This window comes from Nocardia sp. KT25-26, from assembly GCF_056627695.1.
Genome location: NZ_CM152813.1, coordinates 1,373,084 through 1,394,379, shown reverse-complemented (window position 1 = coordinate 1,394,379; position 21,296 = coordinate 1,373,084). Strand labels below are relative to the sequence as shown.

The following is a 21,296-nucleotide window of genomic DNA, read 5'->3' as shown; positions in this document are numbered from 1 at the left end:
CACGGACGATTCGAAGGGGTGGACCGATGCGATTCTGGAACCGACTTCGGAGCTATACCGCGGCCCTGCGCCGGGCCCGCCGCAACCGTGCCGACTTGGCCGGTTGGCTGGCCCGCCGCCCGCAGATCGGGGCCGCGACGCTGATCTACGAGAAGATGCTGCTGCTCAGCAACCGGCTGGACCCGCGCCTCAAAGAACTGGCCGAGCTGAAGACGGCCGCCCTGGTGAACTGCGAATTCTGCCTGGATATCGGCTCGGCCCTGGCGGTGTCGAGCGGGCTCACCGAGCAGCAGATCCGGGACCTGCCCCGCTACCACGATTCCGCTGCGTATACCGACCTGGAGAAACTGGTCATCGAATTCGCCGAGGCGATGACGACCACCCCGGCCACCGGCCTGGACGAGATCCGCGCCGATCTGCTCACCCGGCTGTCCAAGGCCCAGCTCGCCGAGCTGGCCGCGAGCATTGCCTGGGAGAACCAGCGCGCCCGGTTGAATCAAAGCCTGGGGGTGCGACCGACCGGCATGTCGGACGGGGCGGTGTGCGCGCTACCGGAACGACCGGCGCAATAAATACCCGGGAACGCCTCGGCGCCCCCGTTCCGGGAACGGGGGCGCCGAGCGATATCCGAGCAGCCGGTCAGGCGACGCCTTCGGCGCGGGCGGTGGCCGCGACGGCTTCGGCGACGGCGGGGGCGACCCGCGGGTCCAGCGGGCTGGGGATGATCTTGTCCACCGACAGTTCATCGGCGACGACACCGAAGATGGCGTCGGCGGCGGCGACCTTCATGCCCTCGGTGATCCGCCGCGCGCCCGCGTCCAGGGCGCCCTTGAACACGCCGGGGAAGGCGAGCACGTTGTTGATCTGGTTCGGGAAGTCGCTGCGCCCGGTCGCCACGATCGCGGCGTACTTGCGCGCGGTGTCGGGGTGGATCTCCGGATCCGGGTTCGACATCGCGAACACGATCGCGTTCGGCGCCATCGACGCGATCAGTTCCTCGGCGATGGTGCCCGCCGACAGGCCCAGGAACACGTCGGCACCGGCCAGCGCCTCGGCCGCCCCACCGGTCACGTTGCGGGGATTGGTCCGGGCGGCCAGATCGGTCTTGACCTCGTTCAGATCGGCACGGTCGCTGCTGACGACGCCCTTGGAGTCGAGCACCACCACATCGGTGACCCCGGCAGCGAGCAGGATGTTGCTGCAGGCCACGCCCGCGGCACCGGCACCGGACACCACGACCTTCAACCCGGACATGTCCCGGCCCTGCTGGGCGGCCGCGCCCTTGAGCGCGGCCAGCACCACGATGGCGGTGCCGTGCTGATCGTCGTGCATCACCGGGCAGTCCAGGGCCTCCACGACCCGCTTCTCGATCTCGAAGCAGCGCGGGGCGGAGATGTCTTCCAGGTTGACCGCGCCGAAGCTGGGCCGCAGCCGGATCAGGGTCTCGACGATCTCGTCGACATCCTTGGTGTCGAGGACCAGCGGAATCGAATCCAGGCCGGCGAACTTCTTGAACAGCGCGGCCTTGCCCTCCATCACCGGCAGCGAGGCCCGCGGCCCGATATCACCGAGCCCGAGCACCGCGGTCCCGTCGCTGACCACCGCGACCAGCCGGTCGGTCCAGGTGTAGCGCTTGGCCAGAGCCTCGTCCTCAGCGATCGCGCGGCTGACCTGGGCCACGCCCGGCGTGTAGGCGATCGACAGATCCCGCTGCGTGTCCAGCGGCGCACTCAACTCGACCGACAGCTTGCCACCGAGGTGACCCGCGAAGATCTCGTCGGACGTGATCGCCGCGAGGCTCGCAGCATCATCGGCCTGGGGGGTCGCAGTGGCATTCGGTGCGTCAGTCACAGAGGACACGATTTCACTCCTGCTCGAGTCGGGCTCAACCGGGGGACGGTTACCGCCGGGTATTCGGAACTGGGGGCTTGTACGACGCTCATCGGGTGCGCTGACGGAAATGTTCCGGGCATGCGGGGAGAAGCTGCCGGAGGCGACGTTGCGGCACTGATCCGCCGAGCGGAACCGGACGGGTGGTCCGGAGGACAAACGGGGGATCCTCCGCCGCGACGGTGCGTCGCGCTCGGGTGGTCCCCAGGGTTCCCGAACCCGGCGGTGGCATGGGAACGGAATCCGCAATATTCTGCCAGCCCGACCGGCGAGTTGCCAAACCGGGTTCCACAGTGTGCGCGCCGCCTCATTCTCCGAGCGTAAGGCCGCGGAATTACCGCGACGTAAGCGGAAACTCGCTGTTCGGCCGAGCCCACCGGTGAGTTACCCCACCGGCGCGGGCTGCCGCACGGTGAGCCACCGGATCGGCACCGGGCGCACCCGGACCTCGTCGACTCTCTCGCAGCCGGACCCGCCGGTGCGCACCGGCGGCGCGGGCATCAATTCCACCATTGTGTCCACAGCAGAGCGGACGCCGAGACGAGGACAACCACGGGACCGACAAGAGCAGCAAGTCCCCGACGCTTATCCGAATAGATCTGTGCTGCCACGGCCAGGAAGGCGGCAGTGAGATGCCAGAGCAGCGATTCGGCCCCCGGTCCCGGAAAGTCGCGGCGCGCACCCAGCACGGCAACCACCGCGACCACCCCGCCGAGGACCACCAGCCCACCGGCGACCACGCCGCTCAGCGCGCGCAGTGCCGTCACCATCCGATCACCGGCACCCCGCCCGCCTTTCCGGCCAGGACCTCGAACTGTTCCACCGCGGTGGTCTCCGCGCCGAGCTCGATCGACTTGTTGGTGCCGTGATAATCCGAGGAGCCGGTCGCTACCAGGCCGGTATCGGCGGCGATCTCGCCGAGCAATTCCCGGTCGGCGGCGGTGTGGTCCGGGTGTTCGACCTCCAGCCCGGTCAGGCCCTGCCCGGCCAGCCGGTGGATTTCGTCCAGCGCCAGCAGTGCCCCGCGCTTGCGGGCCCGGGTGTGCGCGAGCACGCTCACCCCGCCGGCCGCGGCGATCATCGCCACGGCCCGGGACAGCGGGGTATCCGCCTTCGCCACGTAGTACGGGCTGTGCGCGGCCAGCAGGTCGGTGAACGCGGCATCGACGCTCGGCACCACCCCGGCCCGCACCAGCGCCCGGGCCAGATGCGGCCGACCGGCCGAGGGGCCCGCCGCCGCCAGCACCTCGTCGGCGTCGACCGGCAGTCCGTCGGCGGCCATCGCCTCCGCCATCGCCCGGAGCCGGCCGGTGCGCTCGGCGCGCAGCCGCTCGCGTTCCCGGGCGAATCCGGCATCGTCCGGATCGAACAGGTAGGCCAGCAGATGCACCGGCACCGGCCCGCCGTCCTCGCCCCGGCCGACACACGACATCTCCATGCCGCGGACCAGCGCCAACCCGGTGGGGCGGGCGGCCACCGCCTCGGCCCAGCCGGAGGTGGTGTCGTGGTCGGTGATCGCGACGACATCCAGCCCGGCGTCCGCGGCCCGGCGGACCAGCTCGGCCGGACTGTCGGTGCCGTCGGAGGCGGTGGAATGGGTATGCAGGTCGATGCGCACCCATCCAGTCTTACAGGCGGTCCGATACCCCATCCGGCTCACCACCGGTCCGCGGGTTACCCGCCGATCCGGCGGCACCGCCGTAGCATCGGCGTATGCCGTCGATGCCGCCGTTCCGGGGCGCCGCGAAACCGCCTCCCGAACGCCGGGCGATCCCGGTGCCGACCGCCCGCGCGATCGTGGACTGCGCGGTCTACGACAACGGCAGGCGGCTGCCGGGCCGGTTCACCCCCGCCGCGGCACTGGCCGAGGTGCGCTCCCGCAATTCCGGGTTCACCTGGGTCGGGCTGCACGATCCGGACGACCGGCAGATGGGCGAGATCGCCGAAATCTTCGGCCTGCATCCGCTGGCGGTCGAGGACGCCGTACACGGGCATCAACGCCCCAAGCTCGAACGCTACGACGACACGCTGTTCCTGGTGATGCGGACCGTCGCCTACCGGCCGCACGAGCGGATGACGGTCAGCGAGATCGTCGAGACCGGGGACATCATGGTGTTCCTGGGCGCGGATTTCGCGGTCGTCGTCCGGCACGGTGAACACACCCGGCTGACCGGTGTGCGGCATGCGCTCGAGCATCGCCCGGAACAGCTGGCGCTGGGCCCGGCCGCGGTACTGCACGCCGTGGCCGACCATGTGGTCGATTCCTACGTCGCGGTCGCCGAATCGGTGGACGAGGACGTCGACCTGATGGAGGAGACGGTGTTCACCCCGAGCGACCGGATGGATATCGGCCCGATCTATCAGCTCAAACACGAAGTGGTCGAGCTGAAGCGCGCCGTGGTGCCGCTGGGACTGCCCCTGCAGTACCTGACCGGAACCAAGGATCTGCCGATCCCCAAGGAGATCCGCCGCTATCTGCGCGATGTGGCCGATCACCACACCGCCGTCGCCGAGCACATCTCCTATTTCGACGAGACGCTGAGTTCGCTGGTCGGCGCGGCACTGGCGAAGATCAGCGTCCAGCAGAACACCGATATGCGCAAGATCTCCGCCTACGCGGCGATGGCCGCGGTACCGACCATGATCGCCGGGGTCTACGGGATGAACTTCGCGCACATGCCGGAACTGCAGTGGGTGTGGGGGTATCCGGCGGTGATCGGGCTCATGCTCGGTCTCTGCGGGCTGCTGTTCGTCACCTTCCGCCGCAACAACTGGTTGTAGGCCGACCCGCGGTCGGTACCGCGGCTACAGGTTCACCGCTTTGCGGTCCGGATCGCGCACATCGATCCCGGCCTCCGCCCAGGCGTCCCGCAGGGCCTGCGCCCCGCGCACCCGGACCCAGGCGGCCTCGGTCGCGGTCACCGGGGTCACCGCGAGGTACTGCACCGGTTCGGCCGGGTCCGGCAGCGGCACGGGCGTGATCTCGCCGGCCCCGAGCAGGACCGCGGTGAACGGTGCGCCCTGCCACAGCGGCTCACCCAGATCGATCAGCGCATCCTCCTGCAGCACCACGCCTTCCACCGCAGGGGCGGCCACCAGCACACCCAGCGATCGCACGATCCCGGCCTGTGCACCCAGGCCGGCCAGCAGCGTCAGCACCAGCTCGGCGCGCGGGCCGCGCACCGGATCGGCGTGTGCGTCACCGGGGTCACCCATCGGGTGCCGGCTACCACCCAGGGTCGCGTAGTGCACCGCACCGTCGCCCGGGATCCGCAGGATCTCGATCGGCTCCAAGCCCAGGAAGGTCACCGATGCGGCATCGACGGCCGCCCGCTCCACCCCGAAATGGTCCAGCACCGCCGTGCGGACCCGATCCACCACATCCATCGGTCACAGCGCCAATCGGGCCAGCATGTCGCGGGCCTGTTCGGCCGTCCGCGGGTCGCACAGGACGTCGTAGCGGCCGGCGACCAGCTGCATCGTCGAGGAGAAGTCGCGCTGCCCCTTGGTCATCGCATAGGGGATCGAGGTGGTGATCACGCCGAATACGATGCCACCCAGCAGACCGACCATCAGCGGCCCCAGCACGCCCCCGGTGGTGAACAGGCTCAACAACACACCGAGGAACAGGCCGAGCCAGGCTCCGGAGACAACTCCCCCGCCCAGCACCTTGCCCCAGGTCAGTCTGCCCAGCACCCGTTCTACCTGCATCAGATCCACGCCGACGATCGTCACGTTCTGTACCGGGAATTGCTTGTCGGCCAGGTAGTCGACAGCGCGCTGCGCCTCCGCATAGGTCGGATAGGAGCCGACCGGCCAGCCCGACGGCGGCGTCGGCAGCCCCTGCCGGCCCCGGCCCGAGTTGCCCATGGGATTCGTCATGGTTCCATTGTGCGCGAGGTCGGCACCATTCCGGCCGCGCGCCCCTTGTCCGCGATCACGCGCGCCATTTTCGCACTCGCCTCGTCGATCATCTCGTCACCGAGCATCACCGCACCCCGCGCGCCGCCGGCCGCCGAGGTGTGGAACTCGTAGGCCGCCAGGATCTCCTCGGCCCGGTCGTAGTCGGCCTGCCGCGGGCTGAAGATCTCGTTGGCGGCCTCGATCTGGGTCGGATGCAGCACCCACTTGCCGTCGAAGCCGAGTGCCGCGGTGCGCGCGGCCGCCCGGCGGAACCCGTCGAGATCGCGGATCTGCAGGTACGGTCCGTCGATCGCCTGCAGCCCGTGGGCGCGGGCGGTGAGCAGGATGGTCATCAGGATGTGGTGATACGCATCACCGGTGTCGTAGCCCTGCGGCTGCTCCCCCACCACCAGGGTGCGCATGTTGATGCTGGCCATGAAATCGGCGGGACCGAAGACCAGGGTCTGCACCCGGGGGCTGGCGGTGGCGATGTCGTCGATATTGCGCAGGCCGAGCGCATTCTCCAGCTGCGGCTCGATCCCGATCCGGCCGGGTTCCAGCCCGTTGGCCCGTTCGAGCTGGCTCAGCAGCAGGTCCAGTGCCCGTATCTGGCCGGCGTCGGTGACCTTCGGCAGCAGGATCGCGTCCAGCTCGGTCCCGGCGCCCTCCACCACGGTGATCACATCGGCGTAGGTCCACTGGGTCGTCCAGTCGTTCACCCGGACCACCCGCAGCTGCTCACCCCAGCCGGATTCGTGCAATGCGGCGACGATATTGGCGCGGGCGGCGGCCTTCGCGGCCGGCGCCACCGCATCCTCGAGATCGAGGAACACCGCATCGGCCGGCAACCCCTTGGCCTTGCCGATCATCCTGGGATTGCTGCCGGGTACGGCGAGCACCGAGCGACGAGGCTTCACGAGCTTCTCCTCTTGTTCCCTTAGCCTGGCAGTCATGGCAGCTACCAGGGTGTACGTGGCCAGGCTGGCGGGCCTGGCCGTGCTGGGCCCCGACGGGGAGTCTATCGGCCGGATCCGCGATGTCGTCGTGGCCGTCCGCGGCGAGCACCGGCAGCCCCGGGTGCACGGCCTGGTCGTCGAACTGCTCACGCGCCGCAGGATTTTCGTCCCGATGCTGCGGGTCACCGCGATCGAACCGGGGGTGGTAACCCTCGGCACCGGCACCGTCAGCCTGCGCCGGTTCACTCCTCGGCCCGATGAACTGCTGGCCCTGGCACAGATCCTGGACACCCGGGTCCGGGTGCACGATCCGGACCTGCCGGACCTGCTCGGCGTCGACGTGTACGTGGTGGATCTGCTCATCGAACAGACCCGCAGCCGGGACTGGCTGATCGCCCGGATCGCGGTGCGCGGCCATCGCCGTCTCGGCCGCCGGCGGGCCGTGCACGTGGTGGACTGGTCCCAGGTGAGCGGGCTGACCCAGGATCACCTGGAACGCACCGAACAGGACGTCGCCCAGCTGCTGACCCAGTTCGAGGGCCGCCGCCCCGCCGATGTCGCGCACAGCCTGCGGGAACTGCCGGAGAAGCGGCGGCTCGAGGTCGCCGAGGCCCTCGACGACGAACGACTCGCCGACGTCGTCCAGGAGCTGCCGGACGACGATCAGATCGACCTACTCGCCCACCTCGACGCCGGCCGGGCCGTGGATGTGCTGGAGGCGATGGACCCCGACGATGCCGCCGATCTGCTCGGCGAACTACCCGAGAACGAGAAGGAATCGCTGCTCGCGCTGATGGATCCGGAGGAGTCCGAACCGGTCCGCCGGCTGCTGGAGCATTCCCCCGACACCGCGGGCGGCCTGATGACGCCGGAACCGGTGATCCTCAGTCCGTCGACCACGGTCGCCGAGGCCCTCGCCCGGGTCCGCGACCCGGATCTGACGCCGGCGCTGGCGTCGATGGTCTTCGTGGTCCGCCCGCCGACCGCCACCCCGACCGGCCGGTACCTCGGCTGCGTGCACTTCCAGCGGCTGTTGCGCGAACCACCCGCGCACCTGGTCGGCGGACTCGTCGACGACGACCTGACTCCCCTGCAACCCGACCAGCCGTTGTCCGCGGTGACCAGGTACTTCGCCATCTACAATCTGGTCTGCGGCCCCGTGGTGGATGCCCGGAACCATCTGCTCGGCGCGGTCACCGTCGACGACGTCCTCGACCATCTGCTACCCGAGGACTGGCGGCACGACGAACTGTCCGGTGAGGGCCTGAGATGACCGACAAGAATCCGGCGCGGCAGCGCCTCGAAACACCCCGGGGCACCGGTTTCCGGGTCGACTGGGATCCGGAGCGGTTCGCCCGCAGCAGCGAACGGGTGGCCCGGTTCCTGGGCACCGGCCGTTATCTGGCGATCCAGACGGTCGTCGTCGTGGTGTGGATCGTGCTCAATGTCTTCGTGGTGGCGCTGCGGTGGGACCCGTACCCGTTCATCCTGCTCAACCTGGCCTTCTCCACCCAGGCGGCGTATGCGGCGCCACTGATCCTGCTGGCCCAGAACCGCCAGGACAACCGGGACAAGGTGTCCCTCGAGGAGGACCGGCTGCGCGCCGCCCAGACCAAGGCCGATACCGAGTTCCTGGCCCGAGAACTGGCCGCCCTGCGGCTGGCGGTCGGCGATGTGACCACCCGCGACTATCTGCGCCGCGAACTGGACGAGATCCGCGAGGTGCTGGACCGTATCGACACGGTAACGGCCGCCGGTGGCACGCCCGAGCAGGCACCGCCGAAGAAGGCCGGTCGCAAGAAAAGGTCCGGTCAGAAGGCGGGTGAGAACCCCATTTCGTCACCGGATACCGATCGATGACCGCAAATGCTCTACAACACCGTGACCGATGGGTAACCTGGATCACGTTGCCGAAGAGTGGGCCGGGCGGGGAATGGTCTCCGGCACCGCTGCTACGACGTAGAGGGTTGGTGTGGCCGAATGCGAATCTCAGCTCCGATAACGATGTCGGCCCTGGTCGTAGCCGGTCTGGTGGCGTCGGGGTCCGCGGTGCACACCGCCCCGGAGCGAACCACCCCCAAGGCACATCCCGCACGCCTGGCCGCCTCGGCGGCGACCGTGGACGATGCCGCCGAGGACCGGTCCGAGCAGCAGTCCCGGACCGTCGGCCTGCTCCCGGTCTCCCCGGAACGCCCGCGCACCCTCCGGGCCCTCGAACCGGCGTCCGGCGGCCTGCCCCCGTTCGCCGGGACGGTACCGCTGCACGAGATCACCCTGCCGGACACCGGCGGCACCCTGGGCATTCCGGAGATCGTGCTGGCTGCCTACCGCAATGCGGAACTGGCCCTGCAGTCCGCACAGCCCGGCTGCGGGCTCACCTGGAACCTGCTGGCCGGAATCGGCCGGATCGAGTCGGGGCACGCCAGTGGCGGGGCCACCGATTCGGCCGGGACCACCACCGACCCGATCTTCGGCCCCGCACTGGACGGCACGCTGCCCGGTAACGAGATCATCCCCGCCGCCGGCGGTGGCTTCGTGCGGGCCGTCGGCCCGATGCAGTTCCTGCCGAGCACCTGGAGCCGGTACTCCTCGGACGGTAACGGCGACGGGGTCGCCGATCCGCACAACGTGTTCGATGCCGCGCTGGGCGCGGGGAAGTACCTGTGCTCGGGCGGGATGGACCTGCGCGATGTCTCGCAGCGGTATCGCGCGGTGCTGCGCTACAACAATTCGATGTCCTACGCCGCGAACGTGCTGAGCTGGTCGGAGGCCTACCGCACCGGCGGGGCGCCGAAACCGGTGCCGGTGGCGCCGGACCTGGTGCCGCCCGGCAGTGCGCCGCTGCTGGCCGCGGCGCCGATGCAGGCCACCACCGGTAACCAGCCGGGAACCACCGCCGCACCACCCGGGACCGCCGCCGAGCTGCCGCCGGACACTCCGACGGTCACCACCCCGACCGAGGTGATGATCACGCTGCCCGGCCTGCCGCCGATCCCGTGCGGGATCTTCTGCCCGCCGCCCCCACCACCGCCGAATCCGTGTGTTGTGGAGGCGGTTCCGGCGCCGATGCCGAAACCCGCCGCCCCCGGGGCCGCTGCGCCGGAGCCCGCGGTGCCGGTCGAACAGCGGTTCGGCGCCGATCTCGCCGAACCGGCTGCGCCCGCAGCACCGGAACCGGCCTGCGCGCCGAAACCGGCCGAGGCGCCACCCGACGCACCGGGCGCCCCCGCACCGGCGGCACCGGCCGAACAGCTGCCGGTCCAGACCCCGGAACCGGGCGTGCCGGCACCGGAACCCGCCGCACCGGAACCGGCGCCGGCTCCCGTTCCCGCTCCCCCACCGCCGCCCGCGGTCACGCTGCCCGGCGGCGTGGTCATCCCATTGCCGGTGCTGCCTCCGGTCGGTTGAGACCGGCCCGATATCGACCCGAAAATTTCATCACGAAGGGGTAACGAAAAGGTCTCGGGTGCGGTAACCTGAACTCATCCAACATGGTTGAGGAGGTCACCGCACCGTGGGGCGTCACCGGAAACAGCCGACTGCGACCGATTACCGCAGCGCACACTATGCACCATCCGAACTCGTTTCCGCCGGTGTCGCCTGGGGCAGCGCCGACGACGCCGCCTGGCCGCCCACCGCGTTCGACGACGGCAACTACGGCTACCACCATCGCCACCCCGAACCGCCGCGCCCGTACCTCGCCCCGGTCGACCTGGCCGCCACCACCGATGCCGGATACCCCGCCGCACAACCGGACCCGGAACGAGCCGGGGCGCGCAACCCGGGCCGGCACCGGAAACAACCGGCCACCACCATCCGGCGCAGTTCCCTGCTCGCGCTGACCGGCCTGCTACCGGTGGGCCTGGTCGGGGTCACCGCCGCCGAGGCCGGGACCGCCGACACCCCGACCGCCCTGCTCGGCAACGAACTCCCGGGCGGCGACGACGAACTCGACCCCGGCGACGCGCCACAGCTCGCGGGCGCAGCACCGGCCGCAGCCGCCGACGACGCCGCACCGGATGCCACGATGCACGCCATGGCCCAGCAGTCCCCCGCGGTCGACCCCGAGGTGAAATCCGTTGCCCTGCCCGAGGGCCGGGAGATCGCCGGGATCCCGGACGGGCCGCTCGGCATGCCGGGCATCGCGATGGACGCCTATCGCACCGCCGAACGCACCCTCGCGGCCGAGAACCCGGGCTGCAACATGTCCTGGAACCTCCTCGCGGGGATCGGCCGGGTCGAATCCACCCACGCGTTCGGCAAAGCCGATGCCGACGGCAACCCGATCGACGCGGTGATGGGCCCGGTCCTGGACGGCAGCCTCGCCGGCAACCGGGTCATCCACGACTCCGACGGCGGCGCCCTGGACGGAATCGCCGGATACGACCGGGCCGTCGGCCCGATGCAGTTTCTGCCCGAGACATGGACGCACTACGCCGCCGACGGCAACGGGGACGGTGTGGCCGATCCGCAGAATCTCTACGACGCCTCCCTCACCGCGGGTCGGTACCTGTGCGACGGCGGCCTCGACATGCGTGACCTCGCCCAGCAGACCAAGGCGATCCTGCGCTACAACAACTCGATGGCCTACGTCGCCAATGTGATGGCCTGGGCCGGTTCGTACGCCGACGGGGTGGCTCCGCAGCCCGGGAACCTGCCGCGGATCTGACACCACTACCATCGGGCATATGCCAGTGGTAACGGAAGCGGACGTGCGGGCGGCGCTCGCGAAGGTCGACGACCCGGAGATCCGCAAGCCGATCACCGAGTTGGGCATGGTCAAGGACATCACCATCGCCGACAACGGCGATGTCCACGTCGACGTCTACCTGACCACCTCGGGATGCCCGCTGCGCACCGAGATCGTGCAGCGGGTGAGCACCGCCGTGGCCGATGTGACCGGCGTCGGCGCGGTCACCGTCGACCTCGACGTGATGAGCGACGAACAGCGCACCGAACTGCGCAAGCAGCTGCGCGGCGACTCCAGCGAGCCGGTCATCCCGTTCGCCCAGCCCGGGTCGCTGACCCGGGTGTACGCGGTGGCGTCCGGTAAGGGCGGTGTCGGCAAGTCCAGTGTCACCGCGAACCTGGCCGTCGCGATGGCCGAGCGCGGACTCTCGGTCGGTGTGCTCGACGCGGACATCTACGGACACTCGATCCCGCGGATGCTCGGCACCGACGCCCGGCCCACCCAGGTCGAGCGGATGATCATGCCGCCGATCGCACACGACGTGAAGATGATCTCGATCGCGCAGTTCACCCAGGGCAACACCCCGGTGGTGTGGCGCGGGCCGATGCTGCACCGGGCGCTGCAGCAGTTCCTGGCCGACGTGTTCTGGGGCGATCTGGACGTGCTGCTGCTGGACCTGCCGCCCGGCACCGGCGACGTCGCCATCTCCATCGCCCAGCTGATCCCGAACGCGGAGATCCTGGTGGTCACCACCCCGCAGCCGGCCGCCGCCGAGGTCGCCGAGCGGGCCGGGGCGATCGCGCTGCAGACCCGCCAGCGGATCGCCGGCGTGGTGGAGAACATGTCCTGGCTGGATCTGCCCGACGGCAACCGGATGGAGCTCTACGGCTCCGGCGGCGGCCAGGCGGTGGCCGATCGGCTCACCCAGGCGGTCGGCGCCACCGTGCCGCTGCTCGGCCAGGTACCGATCGAACAGGAGCTGCGCGAAGCGGGCGACGACGGCACGCCGCTGGTGCTGCGCGATCCGGACAGCCCGGCCGCCGTCGCACTGCGCGAAGTCGCCGAGAAGCTCTCGGTGCGCCGCCGCGGTCTGGCCGGTATGTCGCTCGGCATCGACACCACCCGCAACCTGTAGTACACCCCGGTAGCTGTCGGGGGCGGCTCGTAGGGTGTAGCTCATGCATACCCTGCTTCTCTACGTGGTCATCGTCGGACTGGTGGCTGCGGTGCTGTTCCTGATGGCGAGTGCGGTGTTCGGCCGGTCCGAGGAGCTGGGGCCGCTGCCCGGCGGCACCACCGCCACCGTGCTGCCCGCCCGCGGGGTCAGCGGGGCCGATGTGCGTTCGCTGAAGTTCCAGCAGGTGGTGCGGGGCTACAAGGCGGCCGAAGTGGACTGGGCGCTGGAGCGGCTGGCCACCCGGATCGATGAGCTGCAGGCCGAGCTGGCCCAGGCCCGCCGGGAGCACTCCGGCGTCGTGCCCGGCACCGGTCCGGGCCGGCGATGACCGGCCCCGAAGCCGGACCGGACGGGCGGCTGCGGTGCCCCTGGGCCACCGGACAGCTGTACCGGGACTACCACGACCGGGAATGGGGCCGCCCACTGCACGGCACCGATGCCATGTTCGAACGGATGAGCCTGGAGGCTTTCCAGTCCGGCCTTTCCTGGCTGACCATTCTGCGCAAGCGGCCGGCCTTCCGCGCGGCGTTCGCGGACTTCCGGATCGCCGCGGTCGCCGAATTCGGCACCGATGATGTGGACCGGCTGCTGGCCGACCCGGGGATCGTCCGAAATCGCGCCAAGATCGAGGCGGTGATCGCAAACGCCGTAGTTGCCCGCGACTGTGCCGTCGATCTGGACGAGCTGATCTGGTCGTTTGCGCCACCGCCGAGGCCGCGCCCGGAGTCGGCTGTCGACGTACCCGCGGTGACCAGTGAATCCACCGCTCTGGCAAAGGAATTGAAGCGTCGCGGGTTCCGGTTCGTCGGCCCGACGACGGCCTATGCGCTGATGCAGGCCACCGGAATGGTCGACGATCATCTGGCCGGTTGCTGGGTCAGTGCGGCCGGGTAGCCGACCGACTCCGCGGTTACATTTCGAAGTCAGATGTCCGGCCGGATCGGCGATAGGGAAGAATAGGGCCGGTGTGGCACACCGAACACCCGGTGCGCCCACCGGTTGGCGACAACCGGTAAGTCGAGAAAGAGTGCGCAGAACACCGCGCAGATCTGGAGGGAGCAGAGGATGGCGGCCATGAAGCCCCGTACCGGGGACGGTCCCCTCGAGGCAACCAAGGAAGGTCGTGGAATCGTCATGCGGGTTCCACTCGAGGGTGGCGGGCGTTTGGTCGTCGAACTCACACCGGACGAGGCTGCAGCACTCGGCGACGAGCTGAAGAGCGTCACCAGCTGACGGCGCTGACGGAAACGGCGGCACTCCTGGCCTGTCCGGAGTGCGGCCGCCCACTCGACGCCGACCCCGCCCGGCAGGCACTGCGGTGCGAACGCCGGCACAGCTTCGATATCGCCCGGCAGGGCTATGTCGGGCTGCTGACCGGTGCGGCGACGAAGATGACCGGCGACACGGCGGACATGCTGGATGCCCGGACCGCCTTCCAGCGCGCCGGCCATTTCGATCCGATCGCAATGGCCGCGGCCGGAGCCGCCGGGCCCGGACCGATGCTCGAGGTCGGTGCCGGGACCGGGTTTTATCTGGCGCGGGCCCTGGACGCCCAGCCCGCGGCCCGCGGCATCGCGCTCGACGTGGCCAAGCCCGCCGTGCGCCGGGCCGCCCGGGCCCATCCGCGCATGGCGGCCGTCCTCGCCGATGCCTGGCGGGGCCTGCCGATCCGGGGCGGCGTCCTGGGCACAGTGCTGTCGGTGTTCGCACCGCGCAACCCCGCCGAAGTCGCCCGAGTCCTGCGCCCCGACGGCCGGTTCGTGGTGGTCACCCCCACCGACCGGCATCTGGCCGAACTGATCGAACCGTTGGACATGATCCGGGTCGACCCGGACAAGGAGCAGCGGCTCGCCGCCACCCTGTCCGCCCGGTTCACCCGAATCGACCGCCAGGTGCTCGAGTATCCGATGCAGCTGACCCGGTCCGACATCACCGCAGTGGTGGCAATGGGCCCGTCTGCCTTCCACACGACCCCGGCCGACGACCCGCGCATCGACGCCCTCACGCGCTCCCCCGACAGTGCCACGCCTGCCCCCGACAGGGTTGCCCAGGCTCCCGGCAGTGCCACCCCGGCCTCCGGCAGTGCCACCGTCACCGCCTCGGTTACGGTCGCCACCTACGCACCGGCCTGATACCGACAGGCTGAGCACCGGCGGGCCCCGCACCGTCAGCGCACGGCACGCCGCTGCCGATCCGTGCGGGCCACCGGCTGCGACGGAACAGCCGGCGCACTTCGGCGATCGCCCCAGTTTGCCGCCGCTGCTTCCTGGGCCCCGACGACCGGAGATGCCAGCAGGGCTGCCAGTGTCACGTCACCGCCTCGACCACCGGTCCCCACCCATCCGCCCCGTCTGATCCCTTAGCTGGTAACCCCCGAGCGGATGACCCCACCCACCGCTGCTGGGCCCGCCTCGACCAGCGAGCCGGAGAGCCCTCCTTACCGACCGGGCCGGCCCGCCCCGCGCGTCGGCATCCGGACGTCGTGCCGCCGGCCCACCAGGACGACAGGGCCACCTCACCCGAGCGCTCGGCACGCGCGGACACCACGCCGCCGGCCCACCAGGACGAATGGGCCACCCGAGGGTCCGAACGCGTTACCCGGATCCGCCCCGTACTCGGTCGTACACGGCGACGGTCCGCTCCGCGACCTGTGCCCAGTCGAACTGTTCGACGGCGCGGCGACGGCCGGCCGCGCCGTAGGCGCGGGCTCGGGCGGGGTCACCTGCGATGGCCTCGACGGCGGCCGCGAGCCCGCGCTCGTAGTCGCGGGACGCCCCGGAATCGAAGTGCACCAGAGTGCCGGTCTCGCCGTCGGTCACCACCTCGGGGATGCCGCCGACGTCGGAGGCGATCACGGCCGTTCCACAGGCCATCGCCTCCAGGTTCACGATGCCCAGCGGTTCGTACACCGAGGGACAAATGAATACCGAGGCCGCCGCGAGCACCTGGCGCACCTGTTCGGTGGGCAGCATCTCCCGCACCCAGAACACATTGCCGCGGGTGGCCTGCAGTTCGTCGACCGCGGCCGCCACCTCGGCCGCGAGTTCCCGGGTGTCCGGTGCGCCGGCACACAGCACCAGCTGGATGTCCGGGTCGATATCGCGGGCCGCGGCCAGCAGATGCGCCACCCCCTTCTGGCGGGTGATCCGGCCGACGAAGGCGGCGATCGGCAGGTCGTCGCGCAGCCCCAGCCGGGCCGGTAACGGGTCCGCCCCCGGATCGGGCGGGCCGGGGTGCCAGACCTCGGCATCGATCCCGTTGTGCACCACATGGACCCGGCCCGGATCGATCCCGGGGTAGGCGTCCAGCACGTCCCGGCGCATCCCGGCGCTGACGGCGATCACCGCGGCGGCGTTCTCCATGGCATTGCGTTCGGACCAGGAGGACAACCGATACCCGCCGCCGAGCTGCTCCGCCTTCCACGGCCGCCGCGGCTCCAGTGAATGGGCGGTCAGAACATGCGGGATGCCGTACAGGTCGGCGGCGAGGTGCCCGGCCAGGCCGGTGTACCAGGTGTGCGAATGCACCACATCGCTCCCGGCGGTGGCATCGGCCATCCGCAGCTGGGCCGACATCATCTGCAGGGCCGGATTGGCCGCATAGAGCATGGGGTCGGCGCCGTGCACCACCGCACCGGTGCGCGGCACGCCCATGCAGTGCACGGTGACCTCACAATGCTTGCGTAACCGGCCGGTCAGTTCGGTGACATGCACGCCGGCACCGCCGTACACCTCGGGCGGGTATTCGCGGGTAAGCATGGCGACGCGCAAACTCACCGATACAACGTAGACGCATCCGCCGGTCCGGGCCACACCCGCGGTGCCCCGCCGAGTCGGCACGCCCTGCCGGGTACCACAGGCGGTATTTTGACAGGGTGAGGAGCCAGCCGCACGTACTCGGGATCGTGCTCGCCGGTGGCGAGGGCAAACGCCTCTTCCCGCTCACGGCCGACCGGGCCAAGCCGGCGGTGCCGTTCGGCGGGGCCTATCGCCTGATCGATTTCGTGCTCAGCAATCTGGTCAATGCCGGGTATCTGCGGCTGTGCGTGCTCACCCAGTACAAATCGCATTCGCTGGACCGGCACATCTCGCAGACCTGGCGACTGTCCGGTTTCACCGGTGAATACATCACGCCGGTTCCGGCACAGCAACGGCTCGGCCCACGCTGGTACACCGGCAGTGCCGATGCGATCATGCAATCGCTCAACCTGATCTACGACGAGGACCCCGATTACATCGTAGTGTTCGGCGCCGACCACGTCTATCGGATGGATCCCGAGCAGATGGTGGCCGACCACATCACCTCCGGCGCCGGTGTCACCGTCGCGGGTATCCGCGTTCCGCGCAGCGAGGCCGGCGGATTCGGCTGTATCGATTCCGACGAGTCCGGCCGGATCACCCAGTTCCTGGAGAAGCCCGCGCATCCGCCCGGGACGCCCGATGATCCGAACACCACCTTCGCGTCGATGGGCAACTACGTCTTCACCACCAAGGTGCTGGTGGACGCCATTCGCGCAGATGCGGAGAACTCCGATTCCGATCACGATATGGGCGGCGACATCATTCCGGCGCTGGTGGCCGCCGGTGAGGCCGCGGTGTACGACTTCGCCGACAACGATGTGCCCGGTGCCACGGAACGCGACCGCGGCTACTGGCGCGACGTCGGCACGATCGATGCGTTCTACGACGCGCACATGGATCTGGTGTCGATGCATCCGGTGTTCAACCTCTACAACAAGCATTGGCCGATCCGCGGTGCGGCGGAGAATCTGCCGCCGGCCAAGTTCGCCCACGGCGGGCTGGCGCAGGAGTCGATCGTGGGCGCCGGTTCCATCCTGTCCGCGGCCACCGTCCGCAATTCCGTTCTGAGCAGCAATGTCGTGATCGACGACGGTGCGACCGTCGAGGGCAGCGTGCTGATGCCCGGGGTGCGGGTCGGGCGCGGCGCGGTGGTACGGCACGCCATCCTGGACAAGAACGTCCTGGTCGGCGAGGGCGAGATCATCGGTGTGGACACCGAACGCGACCGGGAACGATTCGCGGTGAGCCACGGCGGCGTGGTGACGGTCGGCAAGGGGGTCTGGGTGTGAACCGCCGCCACACCCTATGTGATTTTCCACATAGCAATCAGCAGCGGGACGCGCACAGCAGTCCGTCGCCCACCGGGATGAGCACACTGGTCAGGTCCGGGTCCTCGGCCAGCGTCCGGGTCGCGGTGCGCACCGCGTGGGTGGCGGGGTCGCGCTGGGCCGGATCCGGCACCCGGCCGCCGAGCAGGGCATTGTGCAGCAGGATCGCGCCACCGGGACGCAGCAGCCGCACGGCCTCGGCCACGTATTCCGGGTGCTCGGTCGGCACCGCATCGACGAACACCAGGTCGTAGGCCTCGTCGGCGAGCCGCGGCAGCACGTCGAGGGCGCGGCCGTTGATCAACCGGGTCCGGGCCGGCGGGATCTCGGCCGCCCGGAACGCGTCCCGGGCGGCCCGCTGGTGTTCGGGTTCGGAATCGATGGTGGTCAGCGTGCCGTCCTCGCGCATGCCGTCCAGTAACCACAGTCCACTGATCCCGGCACCGGTGCCCACCTCCACCACCGCGCGGGCCTGCAGCATCTGCGCGAACATGCTGAGCAACGCCCCGACCGCGGACGGAATGGGAGCCGCGCCCAGCTCCACGGCGCGCTCCCGGGCACCGAGGAGCACTTCGTCCTCGACCACGGATTCTTCGACGTAGGCGCGGTTGCGCTCCCAGTTCAGTGCCACGGGGTTGGATGCCACGGGGTTCGATGCCACGGTTATGAGGCTAAGCCACCGGCCGCCTCCATGAGGTGACCGATTCTCAGGTGTCCCTCAGGATCTCCACACCCGGCACACACCGGCGCAGGAAATAGTAGGCACAACGCACGAGGAGCCGACCGCGGCGACCCGGAGCGGGAACAACGGCAAACCGATGCTTGTTGTCACCGGTGCACAGGTTCGCAGACCCGGACCCGGCCGGCTCCGCAGGTCGCGGTCCCGAGTAGGAGGTGTCCCCATCCAGATGGTCAAGGGAACGTCTGCATCGCGCCCATCCGACGCCGAGGACTCCGTCATCGCATCCGACTGCTCGGACCCCGCCGAACTCGCCGGTACCGCCGCCTTCGACGCGACCGGCGACCGCTCCGTGATGCCCTCCTGGGACGAACTGGTCCGCGAGCACGCCGACCGGGTCTACCGCCTGGCCTACCGGCTCTCCGGTAACGCCCAGGACGCCGAGGACCTCACCCAGGACACCTTCATCCGGGTGTTCCGCTCGCTGTCCAACTACCAGCCGGGCACCTTCGAGGGCTGGCTGCACCGGATCACCACCAACCTTTTCCTGGACATGGTCCGCCGCCGCAGCCGGATCCGGATGGAGGCGCTGCCCGAGGACTACGACCGGGTGCCCTCGTCCGGGCCCACTCCCGAGGACGTCTACCACGACGCCCGGCTCGATCCCGACCTGCAGTCGGCCCTGGATTCGCTGGCTCCCGAGTTCCGTGCGGCCGTCGTCCTCTGTGATATCGAGGGCCTGTCGTACGAGGAGATCGGCGCCACGCTGGGCGTGAAGATGGGCACCGTGCGCAGCCGCATCCATCGCGGGCGGCAAGCGCTGCGCGACTACCTTGCGCATAATGGAGTGCAGCAGCGGTTCGACGACGCGCTTCCGGCGTGAGTTCCGGCGAACCGCCGCGGCAATTCGCTCGGATGTCGGTCGGAAGGATGCACGCGGAAATGAGTGGCGACGCCAATGTGCCCGGTCGGTCCCCCCGGTTTCGCCCCACCGAACATCTGGCCACCGAGGCGGTAGCCGCGTATGTCGACGGCGAACTGCGGATGAACGCGTACCTGCGGGCCGCCGAGCATCTGGCCGCCTGCCCGGACTGCGCCGCCGAGGTCGACGCCCAGCAGCAGGCCCGGATCGCACTGCGGCATGCCGGGCAGGTCTCGGTCCCGCACAGCCTGCACGACAGCCTGACCCGGATTCCGCTCGCGGAGCTGCCGGGCATGCCCCGGCCCGGCGAACAACCGCGCCGCAACGAGGCCGTTCGCGGATTTCTGACGGATTCGTTCACCGTGGCCCGGTGGACCACCTGGTGGCGCAAGTAGAGTTTCCCGAGTGACCACCGAATCGACGAATTCCGGATCGGCCGACACCTCGGATTCGGCGGCCAACAGGGGGAACCTGCGGCCGCCGGACGCACCGGTGCTGGCGCCTCGTCCGGTGCACCGGCCGCATATCGACTCGCACACCGCGCGCGCCTTCCGCCGCCCGAAAGACCAGCGCGGTTCCTTCGCTCCGTACCAATCGCCGCAGGCCCCGCGCGACGCCGCCGAGGGCCTGGTCGCCAACCGGCCGCCGGACACGGTGCTGGCCGAGGCTTTCGGTCGGCCTGCCGGCTCGGACGAACTGCTGCAGCGGGAACCTGAGGCCGACGCCGATGCACCGGTCGCCGAACCGGCCGACCCGTGGCGGGACCCGACCGCGCCGGTGGCCCTCGGAAAGCCGGCGGTCGACACTCCGCTGCCCGCCCCGAAGCCTCCGGTGGACAAGCTCAGCACCCGCGAGGTGCTGTTCGGTGGGCGGGTGTCGCCCAAGGCGCTGGCGCTGCTGACCGCGATCGCGCTCGCCATCGGCCTGATCGGTGGTTTCGCGGGCCGCATCACCGCGGAGACCGCCTCGACACTGACCTCCCGCAAGGTAGCCCTGCAGCAGTCGGACGCGCCGGTCGGCGAGCACGGCCCGATCGCGGCGGTCGCCAATGCGGTGTTGCCGTCCGTGGTGTCGATCCAGGTGAGCGCTCAGGCCGGTGCGGGCACCGGGTCGGGTGTCGTACTGCACGAGGACGGCTACATCGTCACCAACAACCACGTGATCTCCCCGGCCGCCACCGACACCTCCGGCAACGCCAAGATCCGGGTGCAGTTCTCCGATCACACCCGGGTACCCGCCGAGATCGTCGGCCGCGACCAGAAGACCGATCTGGCCGTGCTGAAGGTCGATGTCGAGAACCTCACGGTGGCCCAGCTCGGGCAGTCCGACGATGTCCGGGTCGGCGACAGCGTGCTCGCCGTCGGCTCACCGCAAGGATTGAGCGAAACCGTCACCTCCGGGATCGTGTCGGCATTGCATCGCCCGGTTCCGTTGAAGGGGCAGGGCACCGACACCGATGCGGTGATCGATGCCGTCCAGACCGATGCGGCCATCAACCCCGGCAACTCCGGTGGCGCTCTGGTGGATGCCGAGGGCCGGGTGATCGGCATCAACACCGCCATCCGGAGCCAGACCGGTGGTTCCGACGGTCTGGGCTTCGCGATTCCGGTGGACCGGATGACCGAGGTGACCCAGGCACTGATCCGGGACGGGGAGGTGCATCATCCGACGATGGGTGCACGGACCCGGTCCACCACCGTCGGGAACGAGGCGCTCAGCGGCGCCGAGATCGCCGATGTGACGGCCGATGGCCCCGCAGCGGCAGCCGGCATTGTGGAAGGCGATGTAGTCATCCGGATCGGCGACCGTGCGGTCACCAGTGCCCCGGAGTTCACGGTGGCCGAGCAGATGCAGGAGATCGGACAGGAGACGATCGTGGTACTGATCCGGCAGGGTCGTCAGGTCGAGGTACCTGTCACCATGGCCTCCGACTGATTCCCGGGTAATCTGG

At 69.9% G+C, this 21,296-nt stretch carries 23 protein-coding genes; 15 read left to right on the top strand and 8 right to left on the bottom strand.

Going from position 1 to position 21,296, the window contains the following annotated elements; genetic code table 11:
* The first annotated feature begins 26 nt into the window (after positions 1–26).
* Positions 27–572, top strand: coding sequence for a carboxymuconolactone decarboxylase family protein (locus tag AC1HFH_RS06345; RefSeq protein WP_480246498.1), 546 nt, complete (start codon positions 27–29; stop codon positions 570–572).
* A gap of 67 nt (positions 573–639) precedes the next feature.
* Here the strand turns inward: AC1HFH_RS06345 and AC1HFH_RS06340 are convergent, their stop codons facing one another.
* From AC1HFH_RS06340 to AC1HFH_RS06330, 3 genes are all read right to left on the bottom strand, one after another.
* A complete protein-coding gene (locus AC1HFH_RS06340) occupies positions 640–1,860 on the bottom strand; it encodes an NAD(P)-dependent malic enzyme (RefSeq protein WP_480246497.1) in 1,221 nt (406 codons plus the stop codon).
* 530 nt (positions 1,861–2,390) lie between these two features.
* Positions 2,391–2,660 carry a hypothetical protein gene (locus tag AC1HFH_RS06335; protein ID WP_480246496.1) on the bottom strand — a complete coding sequence of 90 codons (270 nt, stop codon included), beginning with the start codon at positions 2,658–2,660 and terminating at the stop codon, positions 2,391–2,393.
* Complete coding sequence (locus tag AC1HFH_RS06330; protein ID WP_480246495.1) at positions 2,654–3,508, bottom strand: PHP domain-containing protein; 855 nt, start codon at positions 3,506–3,508, stop codon at positions 2,654–2,656. Before AC1HFH_RS06330 ends, AC1HFH_RS06335 begins: the two co-directional genes overlap by 7 nt.
* A gap of 95 nt (positions 3,509–3,603) precedes the next feature.
* Here AC1HFH_RS06330 and AC1HFH_RS06325 point away from each other — a divergent pair, with 95 nt between their 5' ends.
* Complete coding sequence (locus tag AC1HFH_RS06325) at positions 3,604–4,671, top strand: magnesium and cobalt transport protein CorA (RefSeq protein ID WP_480246494.1); 1,068 nt, start codon at positions 3,604–3,606, stop codon at positions 4,669–4,671.
* Positions 4,672–4,695: 24 nt separating this feature from the next.
* On the opposite strand, the gene AC1HFH_RS06320 is transcribed toward AC1HFH_RS06325, so the two are convergent.
* The 3 genes from AC1HFH_RS06320 to AC1HFH_RS06310 are packed head-to-tail and all read right to left on the bottom strand — an operon-like array spanning position 4,696 to position 6,746.
* Entirely contained in the window at positions 4,696–5,277 is a 582-nt protein-coding gene (locus AC1HFH_RS06320) for a suppressor of fused domain protein (protein WP_480246493.1), read from the bottom strand.
* A gap of 3 nt (positions 5,278–5,280) precedes the next feature.
* Entirely contained in the window at positions 5,281–5,772 is a 492-nt protein-coding gene (locus AC1HFH_RS06315) for a YflT domain-containing protein (protein ID WP_480246492.1), read from the bottom strand.
* Positions 5,769–6,746 (bottom strand): HpcH/HpaI aldolase/citrate lyase family protein, encoded by a 978-nt coding sequence (locus AC1HFH_RS06310; RefSeq protein WP_480246491.1) that lies wholly within the window; start codon positions 6,744–6,746, stop codon positions 5,769–5,771. The genes AC1HFH_RS06315 and AC1HFH_RS06310 overlap by 4 nt, the downstream gene beginning before the upstream one ends.
* Here AC1HFH_RS06310 and AC1HFH_RS06305 point away from each other — a divergent pair.
* The 9 genes from AC1HFH_RS06305 to AC1HFH_RS06265 all read left to right on the top strand — a co-directional run bounded on the left by AC1HFH_RS06305 (position 6,745) and on the right by AC1HFH_RS06265 (position 14,748).
* On the top strand, positions 6,745–8,022 hold the full coding sequence (locus tag AC1HFH_RS06305) for a magnesium transporter MgtE N-terminal domain-containing protein (RefSeq protein ID WP_480246490.1): 1,278 nt from the start codon (positions 6,745–6,747) through the stop codon (positions 8,020–8,022). The genes AC1HFH_RS06310 and AC1HFH_RS06305 overlap by 2 nt on opposite strands.
* Positions 8,019–8,609 carry a DUF1003 domain-containing protein gene (locus tag AC1HFH_RS06300; protein WP_480246489.1) on the top strand — a complete coding sequence of 197 codons (591 nt, stop codon included), beginning with the start codon at positions 8,019–8,021 and terminating at the stop codon, positions 8,607–8,609. Before AC1HFH_RS06305 ends, AC1HFH_RS06300 begins: the two co-directional genes overlap by 4 nt.
* Positions 8,610–8,729: 120 nt before the next feature.
* Complete coding sequence (locus AC1HFH_RS06295) at positions 8,730–10,157, top strand: lytic transglycosylase domain-containing protein (protein ID WP_480246488.1); 1,428 nt, start codon at positions 8,730–8,732, stop codon at positions 10,155–10,157.
* Between the two features lie 421 nt (positions 10,158–10,578).
* On the top strand, positions 10,579–11,418 hold the full coding sequence (locus AC1HFH_RS06290) for a lytic transglycosylase domain-containing protein (RefSeq protein ID WP_480247734.1): 840 nt from the start codon (positions 10,579–10,581) through the stop codon (positions 11,416–11,418).
* A 19-nt stretch (positions 11,419–11,437) separates the two neighbouring features.
* Positions 11,438–12,574, top strand: coding sequence for an Mrp/NBP35 family ATP-binding protein (locus AC1HFH_RS06285; RefSeq protein WP_480246487.1), 1,137 nt, complete (start codon positions 11,438–11,440; stop codon positions 12,572–12,574).
* Between the two features lie 43 nt (positions 12,575–12,617).
* A complete protein-coding gene (locus AC1HFH_RS06280) occupies positions 12,618–12,944 on the top strand; it encodes a DivIVA domain-containing protein (RefSeq protein WP_480246486.1) in 327 nt (108 codons plus the stop codon).
* Positions 12,941–13,510, top strand: a complete 570-nt coding sequence (locus AC1HFH_RS06275) for a DNA-3-methyladenine glycosylase I (RefSeq protein ID WP_480246485.1) — start codon at positions 12,941–12,943, stop codon at positions 13,508–13,510. Before AC1HFH_RS06280 ends, AC1HFH_RS06275 begins: the two co-directional genes overlap by 4 nt.
* 171 nt (positions 13,511–13,681) lie before the next feature.
* Positions 13,682–13,849, top strand: coding sequence for a DUF3117 domain-containing protein (locus tag AC1HFH_RS06270; protein ID WP_011211259.1), 168 nt, complete (start codon positions 13,682–13,684; stop codon positions 13,847–13,849).
* Positions 13,846–14,748, top strand: coding sequence for a putative RNA methyltransferase (locus AC1HFH_RS06265; RefSeq protein WP_480247733.1), 903 nt, complete (start codon positions 13,846–13,848; stop codon positions 14,746–14,748). Before AC1HFH_RS06270 ends, AC1HFH_RS06265 begins: the two co-directional genes overlap by 4 nt.
* Before the next feature lie 462 nt (positions 14,749–15,210).
* On the opposite strand, the gene glgA is transcribed toward AC1HFH_RS06265, so the two are convergent.
* Positions 15,211–16,386 carry a glycogen synthase gene (gene glgA, locus AC1HFH_RS06260; protein ID WP_480247732.1) on the bottom strand — a complete coding sequence of 392 codons (1,176 nt, stop codon included), beginning with the start codon at positions 16,384–16,386 and terminating at the stop codon, positions 15,211–15,213.
* Between the two features lie 104 nt (positions 16,387–16,490).
* Between glgA and glgC the strand changes: the two genes are divergently transcribed.
* Positions 16,491–17,705, top strand: a complete 1,215-nt coding sequence (gene glgC, locus AC1HFH_RS06255) for a glucose-1-phosphate adenylyltransferase (protein WP_480246484.1) — start codon at positions 16,491–16,493, stop codon at positions 17,703–17,705.
* Positions 17,706–17,742: 37 nt separating this feature from the next.
* On the opposite strand, the gene AC1HFH_RS06250 is transcribed toward glgC, so the two are convergent.
* A complete protein-coding gene (locus tag AC1HFH_RS06250; protein ID WP_480247731.1) occupies positions 17,743–18,375 on the bottom strand; it encodes an O-methyltransferase in 633 nt (210 codons plus the stop codon).
* Between the two features lie 277 nt (positions 18,376–18,652).
* On the opposite strand from AC1HFH_RS06250, the gene sigE reads away from it, so the two are divergent.
* Genes sigE through AC1HFH_RS06235 form a run of 3 tightly spaced genes read left to right on the top strand, consistent with a single transcriptional unit; the run spans position 18,653 to position 21,280 of the window.
* Positions 18,653–19,306, top strand: coding sequence for an RNA polymerase sigma factor SigE (sigE, locus tag AC1HFH_RS06245; RefSeq protein WP_480246483.1), 654 nt, complete (start codon positions 18,653–18,655; stop codon positions 19,304–19,306).
* Between the two features lie 59 nt (positions 19,307–19,365).
* Positions 19,366–19,740, top strand: a complete 375-nt coding sequence (locus AC1HFH_RS06240) for a zf-HC2 domain-containing protein (RefSeq protein ID WP_480246482.1) — start codon at positions 19,366–19,368, stop codon at positions 19,738–19,740.
* A gap of 10 nt (positions 19,741–19,750) precedes the next feature.
* Entirely contained in the window at positions 19,751–21,280 is a 1,530-nt protein-coding gene (locus AC1HFH_RS06235) for a S1C family serine protease (protein ID WP_480246481.1), read from the top strand.
* The last annotated feature ends 16 nt before the right edge of the window (positions 21,281–21,296 follow it).